The sequence below is a fragment of the Paenibacillus assamensis DSM 18201 genome (assembly GCF_000422445.1).
GTDB lineage: Bacteria > Bacillota > Bacilli > Paenibacillales > Paenibacillaceae > Paenibacillus_B > Paenibacillus_B assamensis.
Window position 1 is genome coordinate 132,111 of record NZ_AULU01000011.1, and the last position, 18,732, is coordinate 150,842.

General features: G+C 42.2%; 20 protein-coding genes and 1 other annotated feature. Of the genes, 15 read left to right on the forward strand and 5 right to left on the reverse strand.

Going from position 1 to position 18,732, the window contains the following annotated elements; translation table 11 throughout:
- Positions 1-50: 50 nt before the first annotated feature.
- From H580_RS0107820 to H580_RS0107835, 4 genes are all read left to right on the forward strand, one after another.
- Positions 51-749 (forward strand): Crp/Fnr family transcriptional regulator, encoded by a 699-nt coding sequence (locus tag H580_RS0107820; protein WP_028594283.1) that lies wholly within the window; start codon positions 51-53, stop codon positions 747-749.
- 158 nt (positions 750-907) lie between these two features.
- The gene (gene pnuC / locus H580_RS0107825; protein ID WP_028594284.1) at positions 908-1,570 is read left to right on the forward strand and encodes a nicotinamide riboside transporter PnuC; all 663 of its coding nucleotides are present in this window, start codon (positions 908-910) and stop codon (positions 1,568-1,570) included.
- A gap of 19 nt (positions 1,571-1,589) precedes the next feature.
- Positions 1,590-2,297 carry a purine-nucleoside phosphorylase gene (gene deoD / locus H580_RS0107830; protein WP_028594285.1) on the forward strand — a complete coding sequence of 236 codons (708 nt, stop codon included), beginning with the start codon at positions 1,590-1,592 and terminating at the stop codon, positions 2,295-2,297.
- 181 nt (positions 2,298-2,478) lie between these two features.
- Positions 2,479-2,853, forward strand: a complete 375-nt coding sequence (locus H580_RS0107835) for a DUF4180 domain-containing protein (protein ID WP_028594286.1) — start codon at positions 2,479-2,481, stop codon at positions 2,851-2,853.
- 88 nt (positions 2,854-2,941) lie between these two features.
- On the opposite strand, the gene H580_RS0107840 is transcribed toward H580_RS0107835, so the two are convergent.
- The 3 genes from H580_RS0107840 to H580_RS0107850 all read right to left on the reverse strand — a co-directional run bounded on the left by H580_RS0107840 (position 2,942) and on the right by H580_RS0107850 (position 4,617).
- Positions 2,942-3,454 (reverse strand): SRPBCC domain-containing protein, encoded by a 513-nt coding sequence (locus H580_RS0107840; RefSeq protein ID WP_028594287.1) that lies wholly within the window; start codon positions 3,452-3,454, stop codon positions 2,942-2,944.
- A 26-nt stretch (positions 3,455-3,480) separates the two neighbouring features.
- The gene (locus tag H580_RS0107845; protein WP_028594288.1) at positions 3,481-3,804 is read right to left on the reverse strand and encodes an ArsR/SmtB family transcription factor; all 324 of its coding nucleotides are present in this window, start codon (positions 3,802-3,804) and stop codon (positions 3,481-3,483) included.
- A gap of 225 nt (positions 3,805-4,029) precedes the next feature.
- Positions 4,030-4,617: a TetR/AcrR family transcriptional regulator gene (locus H580_RS0107850; protein ID WP_028594289.1), complete on the reverse strand. Its 588-nt coding sequence runs from the start codon at positions 4,615-4,617 to the stop codon at positions 4,030-4,032.
- A 184-nt stretch (positions 4,618-4,801) separates the two neighbouring features.
- On the opposite strand from H580_RS0107850, the gene H580_RS0107855 reads away from it, so the two are divergent.
- From H580_RS0107855 to H580_RS0107865, 3 genes are read left to right on the forward strand one after another with little or no spacing between them, the layout of a single operon-like run.
- On the forward strand, positions 4,802-5,779 hold the full coding sequence (locus H580_RS0107855) for an ABC transporter substrate-binding protein (RefSeq protein WP_028594290.1): 978 nt from the start codon (positions 4,802-4,804) through the stop codon (positions 5,777-5,779).
- 48 nt (positions 5,780-5,827) lie between these two features.
- On the forward strand, positions 5,828-6,844 hold the full coding sequence (locus H580_RS0107860; RefSeq protein ID WP_028594291.1) for a FecCD family ABC transporter permease: 1,017 nt from the start codon (positions 5,828-5,830) through the stop codon (positions 6,842-6,844).
- Positions 6,831-7,868 (forward strand): FecCD family ABC transporter permease, encoded by a 1,038-nt coding sequence (locus H580_RS0107865; protein ID WP_051217329.1) that lies wholly within the window; start codon positions 6,831-6,833, stop codon positions 7,866-7,868. Before H580_RS0107860 ends, H580_RS0107865 begins: the two co-directional genes overlap by 14 nt.
- Before the next feature lie 225 nt (positions 7,869-8,093).
- Here H580_RS0107865 and H580_RS0107870 read toward each other — a convergent pair whose 3' ends face one another.
- Positions 8,094-8,861, reverse strand: coding sequence for a TSUP family transporter (locus H580_RS0107870; RefSeq protein WP_028594293.1), 768 nt, complete (start codon positions 8,859-8,861; stop codon positions 8,094-8,096).
- 1,095 nt (positions 8,862-9,956) lie between these two features.
- Here H580_RS0107870 and H580_RS0107875 point away from each other — a divergent pair.
- Complete coding sequence (locus H580_RS0107875) at positions 9,957-10,787, forward strand: type I restriction-modification enzyme R subunit C-terminal domain-containing protein (protein WP_028594294.1); 831 nt, start codon at positions 9,957-9,959, stop codon at positions 10,785-10,787.
- 508 nt (positions 10,788-11,295) lie between these two features.
- Here H580_RS0107875 and H580_RS0107880 read toward each other — a convergent pair.
- Entirely contained in the window at positions 11,296-11,961 is a 666-nt protein-coding gene (locus H580_RS0107880; RefSeq protein ID WP_036604860.1) for a hypothetical protein, read from the reverse strand.
- Between the two features lie 1,063 nt (positions 11,962-13,024).
- Between H580_RS0107880 and H580_RS0107885 the strand changes: the two genes are divergently transcribed.
- The 7 genes from H580_RS0107885 to H580_RS25780 all read left to right on the forward strand — a co-directional run bounded on the left by H580_RS0107885 (position 13,025) and on the right by H580_RS25780 (position 18,710).
- Entirely contained in the window at positions 13,025-13,234 is a 210-nt protein-coding gene (locus H580_RS0107885) for a hypothetical protein (protein WP_028594296.1), read from the forward strand.
- Positions 13,235-13,339: 105 nt separating this feature from the next.
- A complete protein-coding gene (locus H580_RS0107890) occupies positions 13,340-13,531 on the forward strand; it encodes a hypothetical protein (RefSeq protein WP_028594297.1) in 192 nt (63 codons plus the stop codon).
- A gap of 158 nt (positions 13,532-13,689) precedes the next feature.
- Entirely contained in the window at positions 13,690-14,199 is a 510-nt protein-coding gene (locus H580_RS0107895; protein WP_028594298.1) for a MauE/DoxX family redox-associated membrane protein, read from the forward strand.
- Complete coding sequence (locus tag H580_RS0107900) at positions 14,196-14,765, forward strand: thioredoxin domain-containing protein (RefSeq protein ID WP_028594299.1); 570 nt, start codon at positions 14,196-14,198, stop codon at positions 14,763-14,765. Before H580_RS0107895 ends, H580_RS0107900 begins: the two co-directional genes overlap by 4 nt.
- Positions 14,766-14,809: 44 nt before the next feature.
- Positions 14,810-16,606, forward strand: a complete 1,797-nt coding sequence (locus H580_RS0107905) for an ABC transporter ATP-binding protein (protein WP_169449356.1) — start codon at positions 14,810-14,812, stop codon at positions 16,604-16,606.
- Between the two features lie 104 nt (positions 16,607-16,710).
- Positions 16,711-16,938: a binding site (T-box leader), on the forward strand.
- 85 nt (positions 16,939-17,023) lie between these two features.
- On the forward strand, positions 17,024-18,283 hold the full coding sequence (gene tyrS, locus H580_RS0107910; protein WP_028594301.1) for a tyrosine--tRNA ligase: 1,260 nt from the start codon (positions 17,024-17,026) through the stop codon (positions 18,281-18,283).
- A 244-nt stretch (positions 18,284-18,527) separates the two neighbouring features.
- A complete protein-coding gene (locus H580_RS25780; RefSeq protein ID WP_084509060.1) occupies positions 18,528-18,710 on the forward strand; it encodes a GapA-binding peptide SR1P in 183 nt (60 codons plus the stop codon).
- The last annotated feature ends 22 nt before the right edge of the window (positions 18,711-18,732 follow it).

Consider the following 18,732-nt stretch of genomic DNA (forward strand, 5'->3'; position numbering starts at 1 on the left):
GTCCTATCTTGGAACTGTACCAGAACGATATACTTGAGGTGAACCAACACATGGGGATGCAGCAAATGATTAAATATATGGAGCAACACGAAAAGATTTACGCAATGATGAAGCAATGCCCCTACGAAATCTTGCGAGAATGGAAGCTGACTCAATTTAAGTCGGGTACCATCTTGTTCTCTCAAGGCGATATTCAGGACAGTTTCTACATTTTGGTGGAGGGTGTCGCTGATATTAGCGTTATTGGTGAGAATGGCAAGAAATACGTGCAGTCTACTTATCACAAAGGGGACATGATTGGAGAGCTTGAGATCGTGGATCGCCTTCCTTTTATCAGCAACGTGGAAGCGGTTACGGATGTCGTGCTCATGGGTCTGAAGCGCGAGCATTTTTTGAACTGGCTCCAGTTGGACCGCAATTTTAATGAGTATTTTATTCGCAGCATCTTGAAACTGCAGTACGATATTCTGAAAAAGGAGGGAGACAACAATCTGTACACCTTGCATGATCGAGTGTGCAGTTATTTGCTCCGTTGTCTGCCGCACGGTCAAAAGAGGGCAGAAGGAATCGTGATTCAGGTTGATAAGCAGCAGCTTAGTCACCAATTTGCTGTCACCACTCGAAGCATCAATCGTACTTTGTCAGAGTTAAAGAAGCAGGGCATTATTGATTTGAACAAACAGGAAATTATCATTTTGGATACGACGCGATTGCAGGTAGAGCTGGAAGAACGAAATAGTCGAGCTTAACAATCAATTAGAATGGCGCAGGTTTGTAAATGCAAAAGTGTAAGTTGATTTCTATACTCAGAAAAATGTAAGCCTTATCATTAAGCGTGAAAATGGTTTTCAAAGTTGAAATGAAAGCGTACGCATCAAGTCAGTCTATCATTAGGAGGTTATAGAACATGATTAAACATCCTTTGTTTGTTATCATTGCTTGTGCCATCAGTATTGGGGCGGGTTTGTATCTGGATTCCTCGTATATTGAAATCTTTGCTTCTGTCGTTGGTGTCATCAACGTGTGGCTATTGGCGAGACAAAAGGTGCTCAACTTCTTGTTTGGAGCCATCGCGGTAGCAAGCTTTATGTATATTTACTTCCAAACAGGCCTTTACGCAATGGTCATTTTGTCAGCGTTGCAGTTGCTCTTTAACATTTATGGCTGGTACTACTGGGTTAAAAATAAAGGCGAAGAGGATACTGCGCCAACCATTCGTTTGTCTACAAAGGGTTACGTAATATGGATAGTTATTATTTTAGTAACTTGGGGTATTTGGTCTTACATTCAAGTCACTTACACAGGAGCAACGAATCCTTATTTAGATGCTTTCATCGCGGTTATTGGTTTGGTTGCACAGTACTTGTTGAGTAAGAAAATTGTGGAAAACTGGCATTTGTGGATTCTAATGAACCTAATTCTAATTGTCATGTATCTTTCTACAGGTTTGTATGTCATGATTCTGTTGGCAATTATTAACTTGTTTATTTGTATAGATGGCTTAATCGAATGGCAGCAAGCACATAAAACTAATCGAGATCGTGAAGGTGCGACGGGGACCGGATTTTAAGGGATAGGAGGAATACATCATGAGTTTTCATATTGAAGCAAAAGTAGGCGATATCGCCGAAACAATATTGCTGCCCGGTGATCCGATGCGAGCTAAATTCATCGCGGAGAACTATTTAGAGGATGCTGTATGCTACAATCGGATTCGTGGTATTCTAGGATATACGGGAACGTACAAAGGCAAGCGCATTTCAGTTCAAGGCACGGGGATGGGCATGCCATCAATGTCCATTTATGCGACGGAATTGGTAAATGATTATGGAGTAAAGAACCTAATTCGTATCGGCTCAAGCGGCTCTTACCATCCTGACGTAAAGCACATGGATCTAGTACTTGGTACAGCGGTATGTACAAGCTCGGCGATGTTCAGACATGAGTTTCAGAACTTCTCTTACGCACCGACAGCTGACTTTCAAATGGTAAGGAAGGCATTTGATATCGGAGAAAACATGAACTTGCCTGTACGTGCAGGATTGATAATGACCGAAGATCATTTCTATGATGGCAATGAGCCTATGTATAAGAAAATGGCTCAATACCAAGTGCTAGCATGTGACAACGAGTCAGCTGCGATGTATATGGTTGCTGCCAAATACAATGCTCGTGCAATGTCCATCTTAACGGTTACCGATCATATGTTGACGAATGAAACAATTACGTCTGAAACGCGTGAAACAGCGCTGCATGACATGATTCGCATGGGCTTGGAGACGGCGATTGTACTATAAATAGTTATACGAGAAAGCAGCACATAGTGGCTGCTTTTTTTACTATCCCCCTAATGGATATTATAGTAAATTTACGTATAAGCGTCTTAGTAAAATAGGAGTTCAGTATAGAACGAACCTTTTTTTCGCTAACATCTGTACAGTATAATAAATGCAAGCAAGGTGAAAGAGAGGGGTTACTATGAACATAACAAAGCATGAAGTTGATGGAGCATATGTTGCTGTTGTGAGCGGTGATGAGAACGAGGTACTTATTAATGATGTGCAGTCTGCCTTGGATTTGATGGCAACCGTGCGATATGAATCAGATTGTGATCGTATCGTTTTGCACAAGTCTATATTGAGCGAAAGCTTCTTTGATTTGAAAACTCGTCTCGCAGGCGACATTCTTCAAAAGTTTATTAATTATTATGTGAAGGTAGCTATTGTAGGAGATTTTACCGTCTATACAAGCAAAAGCTTGAAGGATTTCATCTATGAGTGCAACAACGGAAATGATATTTTCTTCTTGCCTACTGAACAGCAAGCGATTGAACAGCTGGCGAAGCTGAAGTAGCAGCTAAGGAAGCAATTATCTATAAGAAGCAGAAACCATAGATATCACAAAAAGGGGGCAGTAAGCCCCCTCTGGACGTTGACGCAGTTTATTGAAGGCCTTCCAAGTGCTCTTCCAAACGGTCCCATGTCTCGGTAATGCCTTGCTCCATGCCCATATCGATGACGGTTTGTAACGCTTCCTCCGTTGCATAGCGACCGATGCTTGTAAGCTTCGTTTTTCCATCAACAGTCTCAAATGTCAACGTAACTTCAACAGCAGGCATATTGTCTGAAACATTTCCTTCCGCGTCCGAGAAGTAATCGACGTACACAAGTTTTTCGTTTGTGACGATTTCTTTATAGACGGATTTGCCCCAAGATTCCATGCCATAGAAGTCACCCTGATTGCGATCCTCACACTTCATACAATAATGCCAAGAGCCGCCTGGACGGAAGTCCAGTTTACTTACCGGGATGCTCCATCCGCGAGGTCCGAACCATTGTTTAAGATGCTCTGAATCCGAAAATACTTTGAATACAAGCTCAGCAGGTGCGTTGAACGTTCTTTCCATTGTCAGTACGTTGCTTTCTGTTTTGAATAACATTTTGCTCATCATCATTATTCCTCCTAAGGGTTAGTTAACATTTATTGTTCTGGCTTGCTCTGAAGCTCTTGTAGATATTGGTCTAAGTTGTCAAATCGTTCATTCCACATGCGACGGTAGTTATTCAGCCATGCATCCATTTCTTGCAATGGTTCCATTTGCAGTGCATAGTTGCGGCGGTTTGCATCGGCATGCACCGTTACCAATCGTGCGTCAAGCAGGACGCGCAGGTGCTTGGAAGCTTGAGGCTGGCGAAGGTTGAGTCGCTCGGCGATTTCTCCAACTGTCAATGGACCATGGGCAAGCAGCTCGACGATTCGCAAACGATTCGGTTCAGCCAGAGCGCTAAAAGTTCCAATGTCCATACGTTGGTATGTTCACCTCTCTTTCCTTCATCATTTCTTGTATGCTCCTCTTGTATTTAGAATATACCTCAAGAGGAATATTCTTGTCAAGGAATATTTAAAAGTTTATGTTGTCGTGGGCATACATGCACAAAAGAAGAAGGGCCCATCTGTGTAGACGTAAAGTCCAAACAGACAAACCCTTGCTTGAATCACTCATTCAGATGATAAGTTTCATCAGTTCGACTAACATTCTTTATTAATGACGTCTTCCAGACAATAGTGGCGAATGGAATCGGTTAACTGATACGTAAGCTTGCCTATCTCTTCAGGAGATTGTTTATAGTGCTGCAAGCTCCATTCGATTAATATACCGTGCAACATAGAAGATAACGATCGTAAAGCATAATGTTGAAGTGGCTCAACAGCAGACATCTGTGTTGGTATAAAATAATTCAAATATTTAGTTTGAACAAAGTATTCCAAGCTTCTATATATAATTTGTCTAATTTTACGATCAGCGGCATGAATATTTTGAAATAAAGAATGAGGAACAAATTCCTTCCACATGTTGAAAAATGCAATAAATATCGCTTCACCAGACAGCTGTTCTTCGGTAATTTTGCTGTCCATCATATTGAGCTGATGACATAAATATTCATATAAAATATCATCTTTGTCTTGATAATTGCGATAGATCGTTTGCCTAACGAGGCCCGCTTTCTTGGCAATCTCAGTCATTTTAATATCAGAGTAAACTTTGTTCTCCATAAGATAGAGTAGAGAAAGCGTGATCCATTCTTTCGATTGCTGTTGGCCATCGATGATATTCATGATGTGTTACACTTCCTTCATTATGTCCATTTCAAAGCCCAATCTATTGAAACAGGCCATCATGTATATTAGTGTTGTAATTGTAACATTTACAGAACCGTTTGCGCATCGGTAACGAAAGGCATTTATTTTTTTGTTTATTATTGATAATGATTTTCATTATTACAAAATAGGGGCGGAAAACGTGAAAACATTGAAGACATCAGCATTAATTATTATGATACTTACGCTGCTAACAGCTTGTACGAGCAATGAGGCTAAACCAGCAAGTTCAGACAACACTCAACCGAAGAAAGAAGCTGCTGCCGCAGACGTTAGAACGATTACACATGCGATGGGAGAGGCAAAGGTTGAGGGAACACCACAAAAAATTGTGGTATTAACGACGCAAGGCACAGAGACCTTGTTGGAATTGGGAATCAAACCAGTTGGGGCGGTTAAATCTTGGATCGGAGACCCATGGTACGATCACATTAAAGATCAAATGGAAGGTGTAACGGTAGTTGGCGATGAGACGCAGCCGAATATGGAGTTAATCGCAAGCCTAGACCCAGACTTGATTCTAGGTACGAAGGTTAGACAAGAAAAAATTTACGATCAATTAACTGCGATTGCGCCTACCGTAATGACTGAAAACCTTGGCGACAGCATGATTGAGAATTTCACATTATATGCTCAGGCGTTGAATCTTGAGGAAAAGGGTCAACAAGTAATCGCTGATTTCGATAAATTAACGAAAGAGGCAGGAGCTCGACTAGGAGATAAAGCGAACTTACAAGTATCACTTGCTCGATTCCAAGCAGGTAAAGCTAGAGCTTATTACAAGGATAACTTCGCTGGCGTTGTAATAGAGAAGATGGGAATTGCTAGAACTGCAGAGCAAAATCAAGATAAATTTGCTGAAGAAATTACAAAAGAGCAAATCAGTAAGCTGGATGGCGATGTATTGTTCTACTTCGCATCCGACCGCAGTGGTGAAACGGCCGCTTCTGATACGGCAAAGGAATGGATCGGCGACCCAATCGCCCAAAATATGAAGGTCAATAAAAATGGTCAAATTTATCAAGTGGATGAGGCGATTTGGAACTCCGCTGGCGGCATGATTGCAGCTAAACTATTGGTAGCTGATATCGAAAAGTACTATCAAAATATTAAAGAATAATACAAAGATAATGATTATATCTTAACTGTGTAAGAGGGGAAGAAGGACATGAACTCTCTTTTGTCCAGTGAAAAAAGAAAAGCTCTGGGATTTATTGCAGCAGTGTTTCTACTTGTAGGAGCAACTGCTGCAAGTATTTTATTCGGACTACAGAACTTTGATTTTGTTACGGTAATTCAAGCTTATACATCGTATATAGGCAGCGATGAGCAGCTAATTATACGAACATCTAGAGTGCCCCGGGCTTTGACAGCTGCTGTTATTGGCAGCAGTCTTGCGATAGCTGGGGTGCTGCTGCAAGCGATGACAAGAAATCCACTTGCATCGCCTTCTATATTAGGTGTTAACGCTGGTGCTGCTTTGGCAATCGTGTCGATGCTTTATTGGTATGGCGCGGTATTTTCTTTTTCACAGTTGATGTGGTTTGGCTTTATTGGAGCAGGGATAACAGCAGGTCTTATTTTTATAATAGCGATGATAGGAAAGGGAGGAATGACGCCACTGAAGCTGATTTTAACGGGATCAGCTTTGGCGTCTTTTGCTTCTTCCTTGAATTCGTTATTTATGCTGATAAGCAATGCCACATTAGAGGGAGCGTTGTACTGGTTAACAGGCTCTGTGTCCAACAGCTCGATGGTTCATACACTTCAAATGCTGCCTTATTTTATCGCTGCATGGATCATTGCTTGGTCGATGTCACGCTCGCTTAATGTGATGTCAATGGGCGACGATGTGGCCACAGGACTTGGACAGCGTACGATGTGGACTAAAGTGCTGACGATTGTTGTGGTTGTCGTACTGGCTGGAGGAAGTGTCGCGCTTGCCGGTCCTATTAGCTTCGTGGGCATTATGATCCCACATATATCGCGCTGGTTAATTGGCAATGATCATCGTTGGCTGCTGCCATACAGTGCGGTGTTAGGTGGAGCCTTCTTATTGCTGGCTGATTTGTTGTCTCGATTTTTACTTGTTGCCAAAGAAGTGCCCGTTGGTGTTACGACAGCGATACTAGGTGTCCCTTTTGTAGTTCTGCTTGTAAGGAGGAAGGCACTTGGTCAGTATTAAATGGAAGCGGGAAAATAGCTCCGACCATCATGGAAGAACACTAGTTAGCCTAACAATTGTGAGTTTAATCGCCCTATTAGTTGTTACAACGTTGCTAAGTGTAGGATTGGGAAGTTTATATATCCCTATCTTAGATGTCCTGAAAGCCATTATCGGAGTAGGGGAAGACAAATATGAGCTTATTGTGATGCAGCTTCGTTTGCCCCGCGTAGTCGCTGCTCTATTAGTAGGCGCAGCAATGGCGATTTCGGGAACGATATTGCAAGCTCTCATTCGCAATCCGTTAGCTTCTCCTGACTTAATGGGAACGACCTCAGGAGCAACAGCAGCTGTAGTTGCCGCGATCACGATTATGAATGGAGAAATCAGTGTAGGCTGGCTGCCATTGGCTGCATTGCTCGGTGGCTGCTTGGCTTCAACTTTAACGTACGTGCTTGCTTGGAAAAATGGAAGTTCACCATTGCGGATGGCTATGATCGGTGTCGTTGTCTCGTCTGCGATGGGGGCATTAACGATATATTTTACCCTTGCAGGTCCTTTGCACATGGTATCGCAAGCATTAGGCTGGATGGCTGGCACCGTGTACGGAACATCGTGGAATCATGTGCTCTATTTAACCCCTTGGGTTGTAGGATGCGCGGCTATCGCCTTTTTCCAATCAAGGAATCTGAACGTGTTAGAACTAGGTGATTCCATTGCTACTGGTGTTGGCATGAAAGTGGAGCGAAAGCGCTTCTTGTTCATTGCTCTAAGTGTCATACTAGCCAGCTCTGCTGTAGGAATTGCGGGCGGAATTAGTTTTGTAGGCTTGATGGCTCCGCATATGGCTCGTAAGCTTGTCGGCAATAACAATCGTGTCATTTTACTTGTTTCGGCGATATTAGGTGCATTCTTTGTATTGTTGGCTGATTTGGTGGGCAGGACCGTTTTTGTGCCTATGGATGTACCAGCTGGCATATTTACAGCCCTGTTAGGCGCTCCATTTTTTATTTACTTGCTGTTCAAGCAGGTGAATCGTGTATAAACGTTGGTATACGCAGTTTTCTACTTATTTCTATAAGCATAGTAAAGAAGCCGAGCATAGAATGGTTCGGCTTCTTTTTGCTAGTGTTATTTATAGCTGCAAACCATGCATCTGCATGCTGAGAGCAGTTTTGTTATATCTGCATAGAACAACCGTGGTGCATAGGTATATTCAGGCCAGCGTTTGGCTACATTTGCATATAGAATTCCTATTCTAAGATCGCCATTACTTTATTAATAAATCCCACACTTGCTTGCCTATCAGTAGAATTGTTATCCCAATGAACAGTGGTTTTACATAAGCAGCTCCCCGCTTAATAGCTACACGAGAACCAACAAGTGCACCACCAATCATGGCAATCCCCATCGGTATACCGTATCCGTATGAAATAGAGCCAAGCATTGCAAAGGCAATAAACGACGCTAAGTTGGAGCCAAAGTTAAGCACTTTCGCATTGCCAGATGCGCTTACAAAGTCAAAGCCGAGCAGCAAAAAGACGAAGATAAGAAAAGATCCTGTTCCCGGTCCGAAAAATCCATCGTAAAATCCGATTCCCGTTGCAGCCACGATAAGTAAAATGATCTTCTTCATCGTTAAGCCGCTGTATGTAGATGCTGCGCCCCAATTTTTTTTCATTAGCGTATAGATGGTTACCGCAATTAGCATGATGACGACGAGCGGCTTTAGAAACTCAGAGGGGATAGCATTGACACAGAGCGTGCCGAGTATCGCTCCGATAAATGATAACGGAAATAATTTCGCAACAAGTTTGAATTCAATTTTTCCAGAACGTAAAAAGGAAAGTGTACTCGTGAGTGAGGACATTGTACTTGCAAGTTTGTTCGTACCTAATACGAGCTGAGGGGGGAGACCCATCGCAAGTAGAGCAGGCACCGTAATCAGCCCTCCTCCTCCAACAACGGAGTCCACAAAGGCAGCAATGAAGCCTGTTGCAAGTAATAACAGCAGTATTTCTAATGAGGGTAGTTCCACGTGATGTCAGCCTCCAGTTCGTGTTGGTAATCTATAGAACTTTATAATCTTTTGGATAATGATAGGCTAACCGCTGAAAGTGGGCAAGTGTTTTGTTGGAATACGTATGAGGCGTTTCATTCTAGTATGAACATTCCAGGCACTGTATTACCTGGCAATAGGAAGAAGGTGTGAATTTATGAAGAAAAGGCGAAGAAGGAGGTTTTCCTAACTTCGCCTTTTATCTATTCTTATCCTTTGTCTCTCGTTAACACATTAAGAATAAGCGAAAATTAGATGCAGAGGATTTATGAATTAGACATTATGTTATTAGCTTTTATTATTATGGATCACAGAACTTACAGAGAATACAAGTAGTGAACAAGTTAAAAACAGTATGGATGAATCATTCATAATGAAATAAATGGAACCAATTAATACGAACCCTATTGCATTAAAGACGACAAGCCTAGTTACAATCGACTTTTGTGTCATTTTTGAAGTAGCAAAATTCAGAAAGCTAAGTAGGACATGAAAAACGTATAATAGTAAAAAGAAAAACATAAATACTACAAATCCACCTGGATCACTAACATATGAAGTGTTGGACACAAGCGAATTGGTAGTGGTTGTGACCAAAACACTATATAACACACTTAAAATGGTAGAATGAATCCGCGATGATCGTATTGAAGTTGTATCGCTGAAGGGCTAACGGTTATCACAGAGGCTATTTGACCGATATTTGCTTATTTTGAAATGTAACGGTCATCAGAGAGCTTATTTGCTGGAATGAGCGATATTTTGGAGTGATATTGTGCAAATAAGCTCTCCTGCAACCGTTAAAACTCTAAAACGTATGATTTAGCATAAATAAGCTCAATGGCGTTCGTTCGAGGAAGCTGTTTAGTAAGAGCTGCAATACAGCGCAGAACTGTACTCATATGTAAGAGGCGTTTCGTTTGTATAGGATTCGATAATCCAAAGGTTTTAATTGAAGTTGTTGGTGAAAATTAGCTCTATCAGGCGAATAAGAGTAACGGGAGCTTCTAGCGGTTTTAAAATGGCATGACTTTTCGTGCGTATTGGTAATTTGATTTTGCTCCAATTGTGTACATGGATGACGCGGATGAGCATGCGAAGCGATTCGACAATTTTATGTATGGATTGATGTTGGCGCATAGGGAAGGCACGACACATTTTAAGCGTGGGAAGAAGCAGTTGCTACATGTCACGAAAATGTTGCTGGAGCGGACCACAATACCACAAATTAAAAATAAGCTCGTCTTTATCAATATAATCGGGGAAGAATCTTTCTGGAATGATGCTAACTTATTAAGCTTTGAACAGGTGCGCGTCGAACTGCGCGGGCTCATGAATCTTCTTGTAGATAAGAACAGCACGGCTCCGATTTATACGAATTTGAAGGATACCATTCTTAGTTGGCATGAAGGAAAAGAAATGTACGAAGCTTACGCATTCGAGGATTATAAGTTGAAGGTCAATCGTTACATTGAGCAAAATCGGGATACGCTTGCTATTCATAAGCTGCGCAACAATATTCCACTTTCGGCACTCGATTACGAGAGTTTGGAACGTATTTTTACCGGCGAACTTGGTTCGGCAGACGATTACAAGCGAGAATATCAGGATACGCCATTTGGATTGCTCGTCCGCAAAATAGCCAAGCTAGAGGTGGAGGCAGCCAATGATGCATTCTCGGAATTTATTAATGATCATTCATTGAACCAGATGCAAATTGTATTTGTGAAAAAGATAGTGGACTATATCGTACAGAACGGCTATATCGACGATGTAGCTGAGCTGGTGAAGCCGCCATTTGATAAGCCGCAAAGTTTTGTGAAGTTGTTTGACGGCACGAAGCAAAAACGACTCGTCGAAGTAGTCAATCAGGTGAAAGAGAATGCTACGAAAATATTAAGTTGATGATGAAGCAAGCGGTACGAGTGCTCTTTTACACTGTACCGCTATTTTAATGCTATTAAACAACGGGGCTGAGCAAAGTCGCTCGAAAGTATTGATGTTGTAAGCAACCGACTAACGACGTTGAACATTTCTAACGAGCGTCACAGCCGTTATTTTGCTCATTTTTATTGAAAATGAATTTTAACGGATGCTGATGAGCTAATTTATCGATTAATGTGGGCTGATTCATTGATTTTGTTGGATTAAGCTCTGCTACAACCGTTAGAGTTCAATTTGGGGTCCTTTTGCGAAAATAACGTCTGTGACGACCGGTAGCTCTTGCAGAGCGATTCCGGTACTTTCGCAATGCGCGGCTGGAAGCTTGCAGAACGGCTGCATAGCAATTCGCAATGCACGGCTGGAAGCTCAGAGATCGGTTGTATAGCAATTCGCATATAAATCCGCAATGCTATTACTGTGCGCTTGCAGTGCCGTTGCAATCGCTCGACAGTAATCGTTGGAAGCAGCGTCATTCCTTGGCTATCAAATGAAAGGTGCGGTAGCGTTGATTCCCGCTTGCGACAGCAAGCATGTTCTTATGCAGCAGCGAACGAAGCACTACTCTTGTACGATGTTCAGACAGTTGCAGATGAATAGCAAGCTCTTTCGGAGTAAACGGAGTCATCGTTCTACGCGCAAATCGCAATGTTTCTGCCTCTGACCATGTCAAATCAGATGGAACGGTAGTGGCTAAAAATTTTCCTACAAAAGAGAGAATCAATTGTTTGCATACTCCGGGGTCATCTTTGACAGATAAATACGCAATGGGAAGGAATATCCAGTCATCAAGGGTAAGCAAAGCTTGCTTCATACACAAATCTTTAAATCGTCTCACTTCAATATCTCTAGCATGTGAACGATAGCCGTGAATTTCAATACACCCCTTTGCACCATGTGGGAGGTATGCTAGATCCAAATAACGATATCCATTGTTATAATCACGAACTTCATATTCAGGATATAGATGATCTAGGTTTCCAATCGCAGGGAACCAGATTAAGCGTAAAAACTCCACCGTTCCATGACCTAAGCCTTGTTGCAGCACTTCTCTTCTTCTTGGGTTGTTTTCTTGTTCTATTTGCTCAGTGAGCCATCGCTCATATACATCTTCAAACAAATGCAATCTCCCTTTCATCGTGAAATTCCTATTGTTGATGGGCTACCAATCTGTATCGTTAACAGATTACTGGTAGTTCGTATCGCTAACGAGATACACTAATTCGTATCGCTAACAGGGTATAAAAAAACCGCTTTGACGCATGGGCTAGCTCCATAGAGCAGCAGCAATACGATCAAAGCGGCATGTGCTTCATACCGATTAAGACGACTGAAATGAAATTATATTTAGAATGTATCATATTAAGTTCAAGTACTACAAGCATGTTTCCACATAGTACTTCAGCCTAGCGCCCAGGATGCTGAATGAACAAATCGGTTGCTTTTAATCAATAACAAACGTATCGAACGTATTTTCTGGTTAAATGGGCTGGCAACGGTTCTCACAGAGGCTATTCAGCTTACATTTACTCATTTTGAAATGTAATGGGTGCCAGAGAGCTTATTTTCCAGTTTGAGCGTTGTAACTCACTATCATTGCTTATATAAGCGCTCTTACGACCGTTAAAATTTAAATCTTTACGATTTCATTGAAATAACGTCAATGGCAACCGTTAGAGGAAGCGCCACACAGGCTTGGCGATTAACAGAACTATTGTGAATACATCGGCTTCACATAGGCATCTTCAAGGTTTATCGGGGATCGAGAGCTTACCGAGGGTTTTGAAATATTACTGTGGGTTGGATCGACTTAGCGATTCGTTCAAAACGGGGAAATTTGCAATTAGACTCCAAGGAATGCTCATAGTCAACGATTTTAGGAATGGGTAAGCACTTCCGTTTTGCTTGTCTATTTATTTATAACAAACGTTTGATATAAATAAATGACTGTATTTTGTCGAATGGATAGGCTTTTGCGAATAGGACGAGCTCTGCGCAAGTTGTTGCACATGCTCATAGAATGTCGCCAACCAACTTTATTTAGAGCGTTGAAGCATAAAGGTTCATCTTATAACACAAATCATCTTTTTTTGCGAAAATATGTTGACCGTTAATGTCAGCGGCCTAGTCCGACGGCTTCATTTACACCTTTCCTTAACTGCGATTATATTCGAATTGTCCAAAAGGAAGGGGGTGAAGAAATGATTGGATGTATTTCAGAGAATGTCCCGGGTTCACACGTAGTCAACGCATGCTGCACAACACAAGTGTGCGGTTCGAAAACGTTAGCGGATGGCAGCACGCAAACTTTATATTGGTTGCAAGGTGACATATGGTTTTACACTGGCGGCTATATTCCTAGACCAGGAGAGAATCATCGTCCTGTTTGGGATTGCGTATGTACGAATTAGTATCTAATGAATAGTACTTAGTTCGCAGTTTGTAGTTTGTAGTTTGTAGAGCATCCTAGTCAATATTATTGTAAGCACTTTCATTGTGAGATAGGGGAGATTCAGATGGTAGGATGTTTTGTGATTCGGGAACATAACTACAGCGCAGCTGGTTGTTGTTCCTATGACGTTTGCGAGCAAAAAACATTGCCGGACGGTTCCATTCAGACGTTGTACATGTTGTATGGTAGCGGTGGGAATCCGGGTGGAAACTTTGAGATTCGGCAATGCAGTTGTACAGCGCCTGGCCCGAATTAATTATTCGTATTGTCAACGTCAATCCTATACCTCGTCACTTGTTGACGGGGTATAGACTTCATCTTAATGTGGGCACTTGTGATAGATACTCGTGATCGTAACAGGCGTTAATTCGGGCGTATATACAATGCGAATCAGATGAAAAGGAGGCTCCATAGATGACAGCTGATACTGCGATTACAATACTATTATCCACGATGTTCTTATACTCTTCGCTTGCGAAATTAGTAGGCTATGGCGGCTTTAAAGAGACGGTAGTCAAGCTTCAATATCCACAGTGGCTCGCGGGCGTTGTAATCGTGATGGAGATGCTAGCATCTGTATTACTGCTCTTCAAGCAAACTCATTTAATAGGCGAGCTAATCGTGTTAGGCATGATCCTTGCTTTTTATTTCGTTGCAGGTCAAGCAATCTGGAAAAAAATCAACGTTTCCTGCAACTGTTTCGGTGAGGCAACTGCTGAACCGTTAGGTTGGGAAACCATGATCAGGCTTACTCCATTGTTACTTGCTGCTTCAGTCATGCTTGTTACCGATTCCTTCATTCCCATCGTTGAATGGAAGTTGGTAGATACGGTTAGTCTTGTTTTCCTAATGATAGGAACTATTACACTATCGTCACTCTGGAATAATAGGGAGTTACTGCGGTCAGGGGGAATGAGCGGATGAATTCGTTTTTCATCATTTCATATGTGATGCTGTGGGCGATCGTGCTTGTACAAAGCTATTTTATGGTTCAGGCAGCTAGAGCGGCCAAGAAAGCAAGAGAGACGCCGGTGCTTTCTCCAGAGGAGACCATTTCTCGTATTATGCGGGGCGATCACGGTGTATCCAAAGGACGACTTTTCCCACAGCTTCAGTTTGAAACGGTTCAGCATGGCCGTATTGATTTGGCAAACAACAGCAAAAAAGGAGCTATCATTGCCTTTGCATCTACCAGTTGTGAACAGTGTAAGTTAATTTATCCTATTATTAAACAGTTCGATCAAGAACGTCAGGATATCTCGATTATGATGCTGATTGACGGCCCTTTCAATCAAGTAGCGGCTGCTATTGAAAAATACGATATTCCGGTACCCGTCACGCAAATTACAAAGGAAGATATGGCTCGTCTTGAAACAGGCTTTTTTCCGTTTGTTTATTATTTAAATGAACGCGGTGAAGTACAAACGAAAGGCGTTGTAAACGTGCATGAACAGTTGGAGCTTTTAGTAGAGAAGGGACAGATGCTTTAGTGCACCGTACTTTTGTTCCTAACAAGGAAATGAAACCTCTCCCATTGAACAAAAAAATAAAAGCCGTCGCTTTATTATTCAGCCGATTTTTTCCGATCATCGTACGCATCATTCCCCTTCATTTATTCATTATCACAGCATTGAAAATCGCTTCAGCGTTTATCCCAATTGTGCAAATTTATCTCGTGAAAGAAACAATTGATTCGATAACGGCATTATTTTTACATAAATCAGTTTCGATTACGTATTGCTTTCAACTGCTTGCTTTGCAGGCATTTCTTTTTTTCATTGATAAGTTGCTGCAGTATGGCGATCAAATGTGTACAATGCGTGCGCAGCAGCAGTTAAGATATTATTTTCAGTTGTTGTTGATTGAAAAAACGTCACAGCTACCTTTGCATCATTTCGATAATGCCGAGTATTACAACAAAATAGAGCGGACATCATTTGGCATGGATATGAGAGGCTTTACGGTTTTTTCATCTTTAATGACGATCATTCGAAGTGCTATTACGATTACAGGGATGTTCTACATTTTATTTAGCTTTCACTGGGTGTTGGCTGTGGCAATTATGTGTATGCTGATTCCGAATTTGTGGGTCAACTCCAAGGCAGGTCAACTCCGCTATACGCAAATGCTCTTGCAAACAGAGGAACAGCGCCAATTGCAATATATACAGCAGCTTCTGCAAGGTAGAGATACAGCGAAAGAAGTTCGCATGTTTGAAAGTGCGCCTTATCTCACTCAAAAGTGGAAGGGCCTATTTTGGAAGGTGACAAAAGAGAAAATTCAGCTGGATTCGAAAAATTTACGGCGCAGCATGCTCCTCGAACTTGCACATACATTGCTTACTATTGGCGTTTATGCGGTGTTAGTCTGGTTTGGATATATCGGTTCGCTAACGATTGGTCATTACGTGTCGCTGTCACAAGCGCTCACACAGATGCAAGCACTGATTAGTGGAATAGGTCGCAGTATGGCTAGTATTTATGAGGAATCGCTATTTGTAACTGAGGTGTTTGGATTTTTGGACATGAAGTTGGAGACGAATGAATCACAAAGTGAATCGTTCCCTTTTCCGCTGCAGCATGCGATTGAATTGGAGCATGTAAGCTTTACGTACAACGGACAGACGGAACATGCGCTGCATAACATTTGCCTGAAGATTAAGCCAGGGGAAAAGGTATCCATTGTAGGGGATAATGGGGCAGGCAAAAGCACGCTCGTTAAATGCATGTTAGGTCTTTATATGCCGACGCAGGGCACGATTCGATTCGACGGAATTGATATCCGAACGATATATCCCAGTTCGATTCGACAAAACATGGCCGTTGTATTTCAGGACTTTGTTGGCTACAACTTGACGGCTCGTGAAAATATTGCCCTTGGCCAGTTCGAATATATGCACGATGATGTGCGTATTCAAGTGGCGGCTGCCCATGCAGGAGCTGATGATTTATTGTCTCGGCTGCCACGAGGGCTGGATACGAACTTAGGGTCTATTTTCAATCAAGGCTATGAATTGTCTGGAGGTCAGTGGCAGAAGGTCGCGATCAGCCGCGCTTATATGCGTGACGCTCAATTGGTTATTTTGGACGAACCCACCGCGTCGCTTGATCCAATCGCGGAAGCTGAAATTTATGATAACTTCGCTAAGCTGTGTGAGGGTAAAACGACGATTATGATTTCGCACCGCTTAAGTAGCTGCCGACATTCGGATCGGATCATCGTCATGCGTAACGGTACCCTTGTGGAGGAAGGGAATCATGAGCAATTAATGCGTCTGGGAGGTAGATACAAGGAGATGTTTGAACTGCAAGCCAAACGTTATATGGCATGATGCAGTGGGAGAAATGGAGTAGTTTTGAAAACAGATTGAACGATTTGTAGTTGTCCGGTTGACATCCCTATTTTAATTAACTATACTGTCTGTAATCTTATATGCGATATACGTTGAAAGAGCGCAGTAGCTGCTTAATCCCTGTCTCAGAAAGCCGGGGGTGATGGAACCCGGTACACATTAAGTAGGCGAAGTACACTCTGGAGTATCTCGGGTAATGCTGAGCGGAATGGCGAACGATAACTCGCCGAGAGTGGTATCCATAGTATGCGGCAGCGCATCGTTGATGGGTGCAATCTGGGTGGTAACACGGTTGGTCAATCGTCCCTATGTCTTTTACAGACAAGGGGCGATTTTTTTATGCCGCATGAAGCAAACGAATAGGGAAAGTTTATACATTAAAAGGAGTGGATAGCTGTGAATATTATCGAAGAACTAGAATGGCGCGACGCCATTAACCAACAAACAGACGCTGAAGGTCTTAAAGAACTTACGAATGAGAAATCGATCTCCCTCTACTGCGGGGTAGACCCGACAGGCGACAGTATGCATATTGGTCACTTGATTCCTTTCATGGTGTTGAAACGTTTCCAGCTAGCAGGCCATCGTCCGGTAATTTTGATCGGTGGGGCTACAGGTACAATTGGTGATCCAAGCGGTCGTCAATCGGAGCGTTCTTTGCAAACGTTGGAAGAGATTCAAGCGAACGTAGATGCACTTACGGCACAATTGAAAAAGTTGTTCTTAACAGAGGGCGACAATCAAATGCGCATGGTAAATAACTATGACTGGACGCACAAAATCAATGTCATCGAGTTCTTACGTGACTACGGTAAAAACTTCAGCATCAATACGATGTTGGCGAAAGATGTTGTATCCAGCCGTCTTGACAGCGGTATTTCCTTTACAGAATTCTCATACCAAATCTTGCAGTCCTTGGACTACTTGCATCTGTACCAGCATGAAGATGTTCAGTTGCAAATCGGTGGTTCTGACCAATGGGGTAACATAACGAGCGGACTTGATCTGATTCGTAAAAAAGAAGGCTCTGAAGCAAAAGCATTCGGTCTTACAATTCCATTGATGCTTAAAGCGGACGGTACGAAGTTTGGTAAAACAGCAGGCGGCGCAATCTGGCTTGATCCGGACAAAACGACTCCATTCGAGTTCTATCAGTTCTGGGCAAATACAGATGACCGTGACGTTGTGAAATACTTGAAATACTTTACGTTCCTTACTAAAGAGCGTATTGATGAGTTGGCTCAAAAGGTAGAGACGGAACCGCATAAGCGCGAAGCACAAATTACGCTTGCTGAAGAAATGACTCGCTTTGTACACAGCGAAGAACTGCTAGCTCAGGCGAAGCGTATTACGGCTGCATTGTTCAGCGGTGACATTAAGTCGTTGACAGCTGACGAGATCGAGCAAGGCTTCAAAGAGATGCCTACGTTCGAAGCGACGAAGGAAGCGAAAAATATCGTGGACTGGCTCGTTGATCTTGGCATCGTGAAGTCTAAGCGTCAAGCACGTGAAGACATTACAAATGGTGCAATTTCTATGAACGGTGAGCGTATTAGCGATGTGGGCTTGGAAGTATCTGAAGAGCACGCTATCGGGGGACGCTTCATTATTATCCGTAAAGGTAAGAAAAACTACAGCTTGGTGAAAATGTCCTAATATGCTCCTAAGCTGAGTCTAGGTAAAGGCCTCACTTATAATGAATAAGTGGGGCTTTTTTTGTGTTGTATTTAGCATGAACAATATGAACAATATGCAATTAAAAAAACAAAAAGACATCATAAAAAAACTTTATGAGCAAAAAACCATTATATGTTGCGCATCATTAAATAATAGTGTACATTATTCCCACAACAATCTGCATATAAAATATATTATACGTTATAGGGAGGATGAATGAAGCATGAACGATTCCATGAACAACTTGAATGTAAATATGGGTGTCATCATTTGCAAGCATTGTAACTCTCAAGTAGAAACGTTGAATACGAACAGAATGGTTGTTTATTATGGGGTGTGCGATCAACCTGAGTGCCGCCAATTGCACAGGAGTCTAGATGTACCGATAAATATGTACGCTGAATAATAAAAGATGAGGCAAATATAGG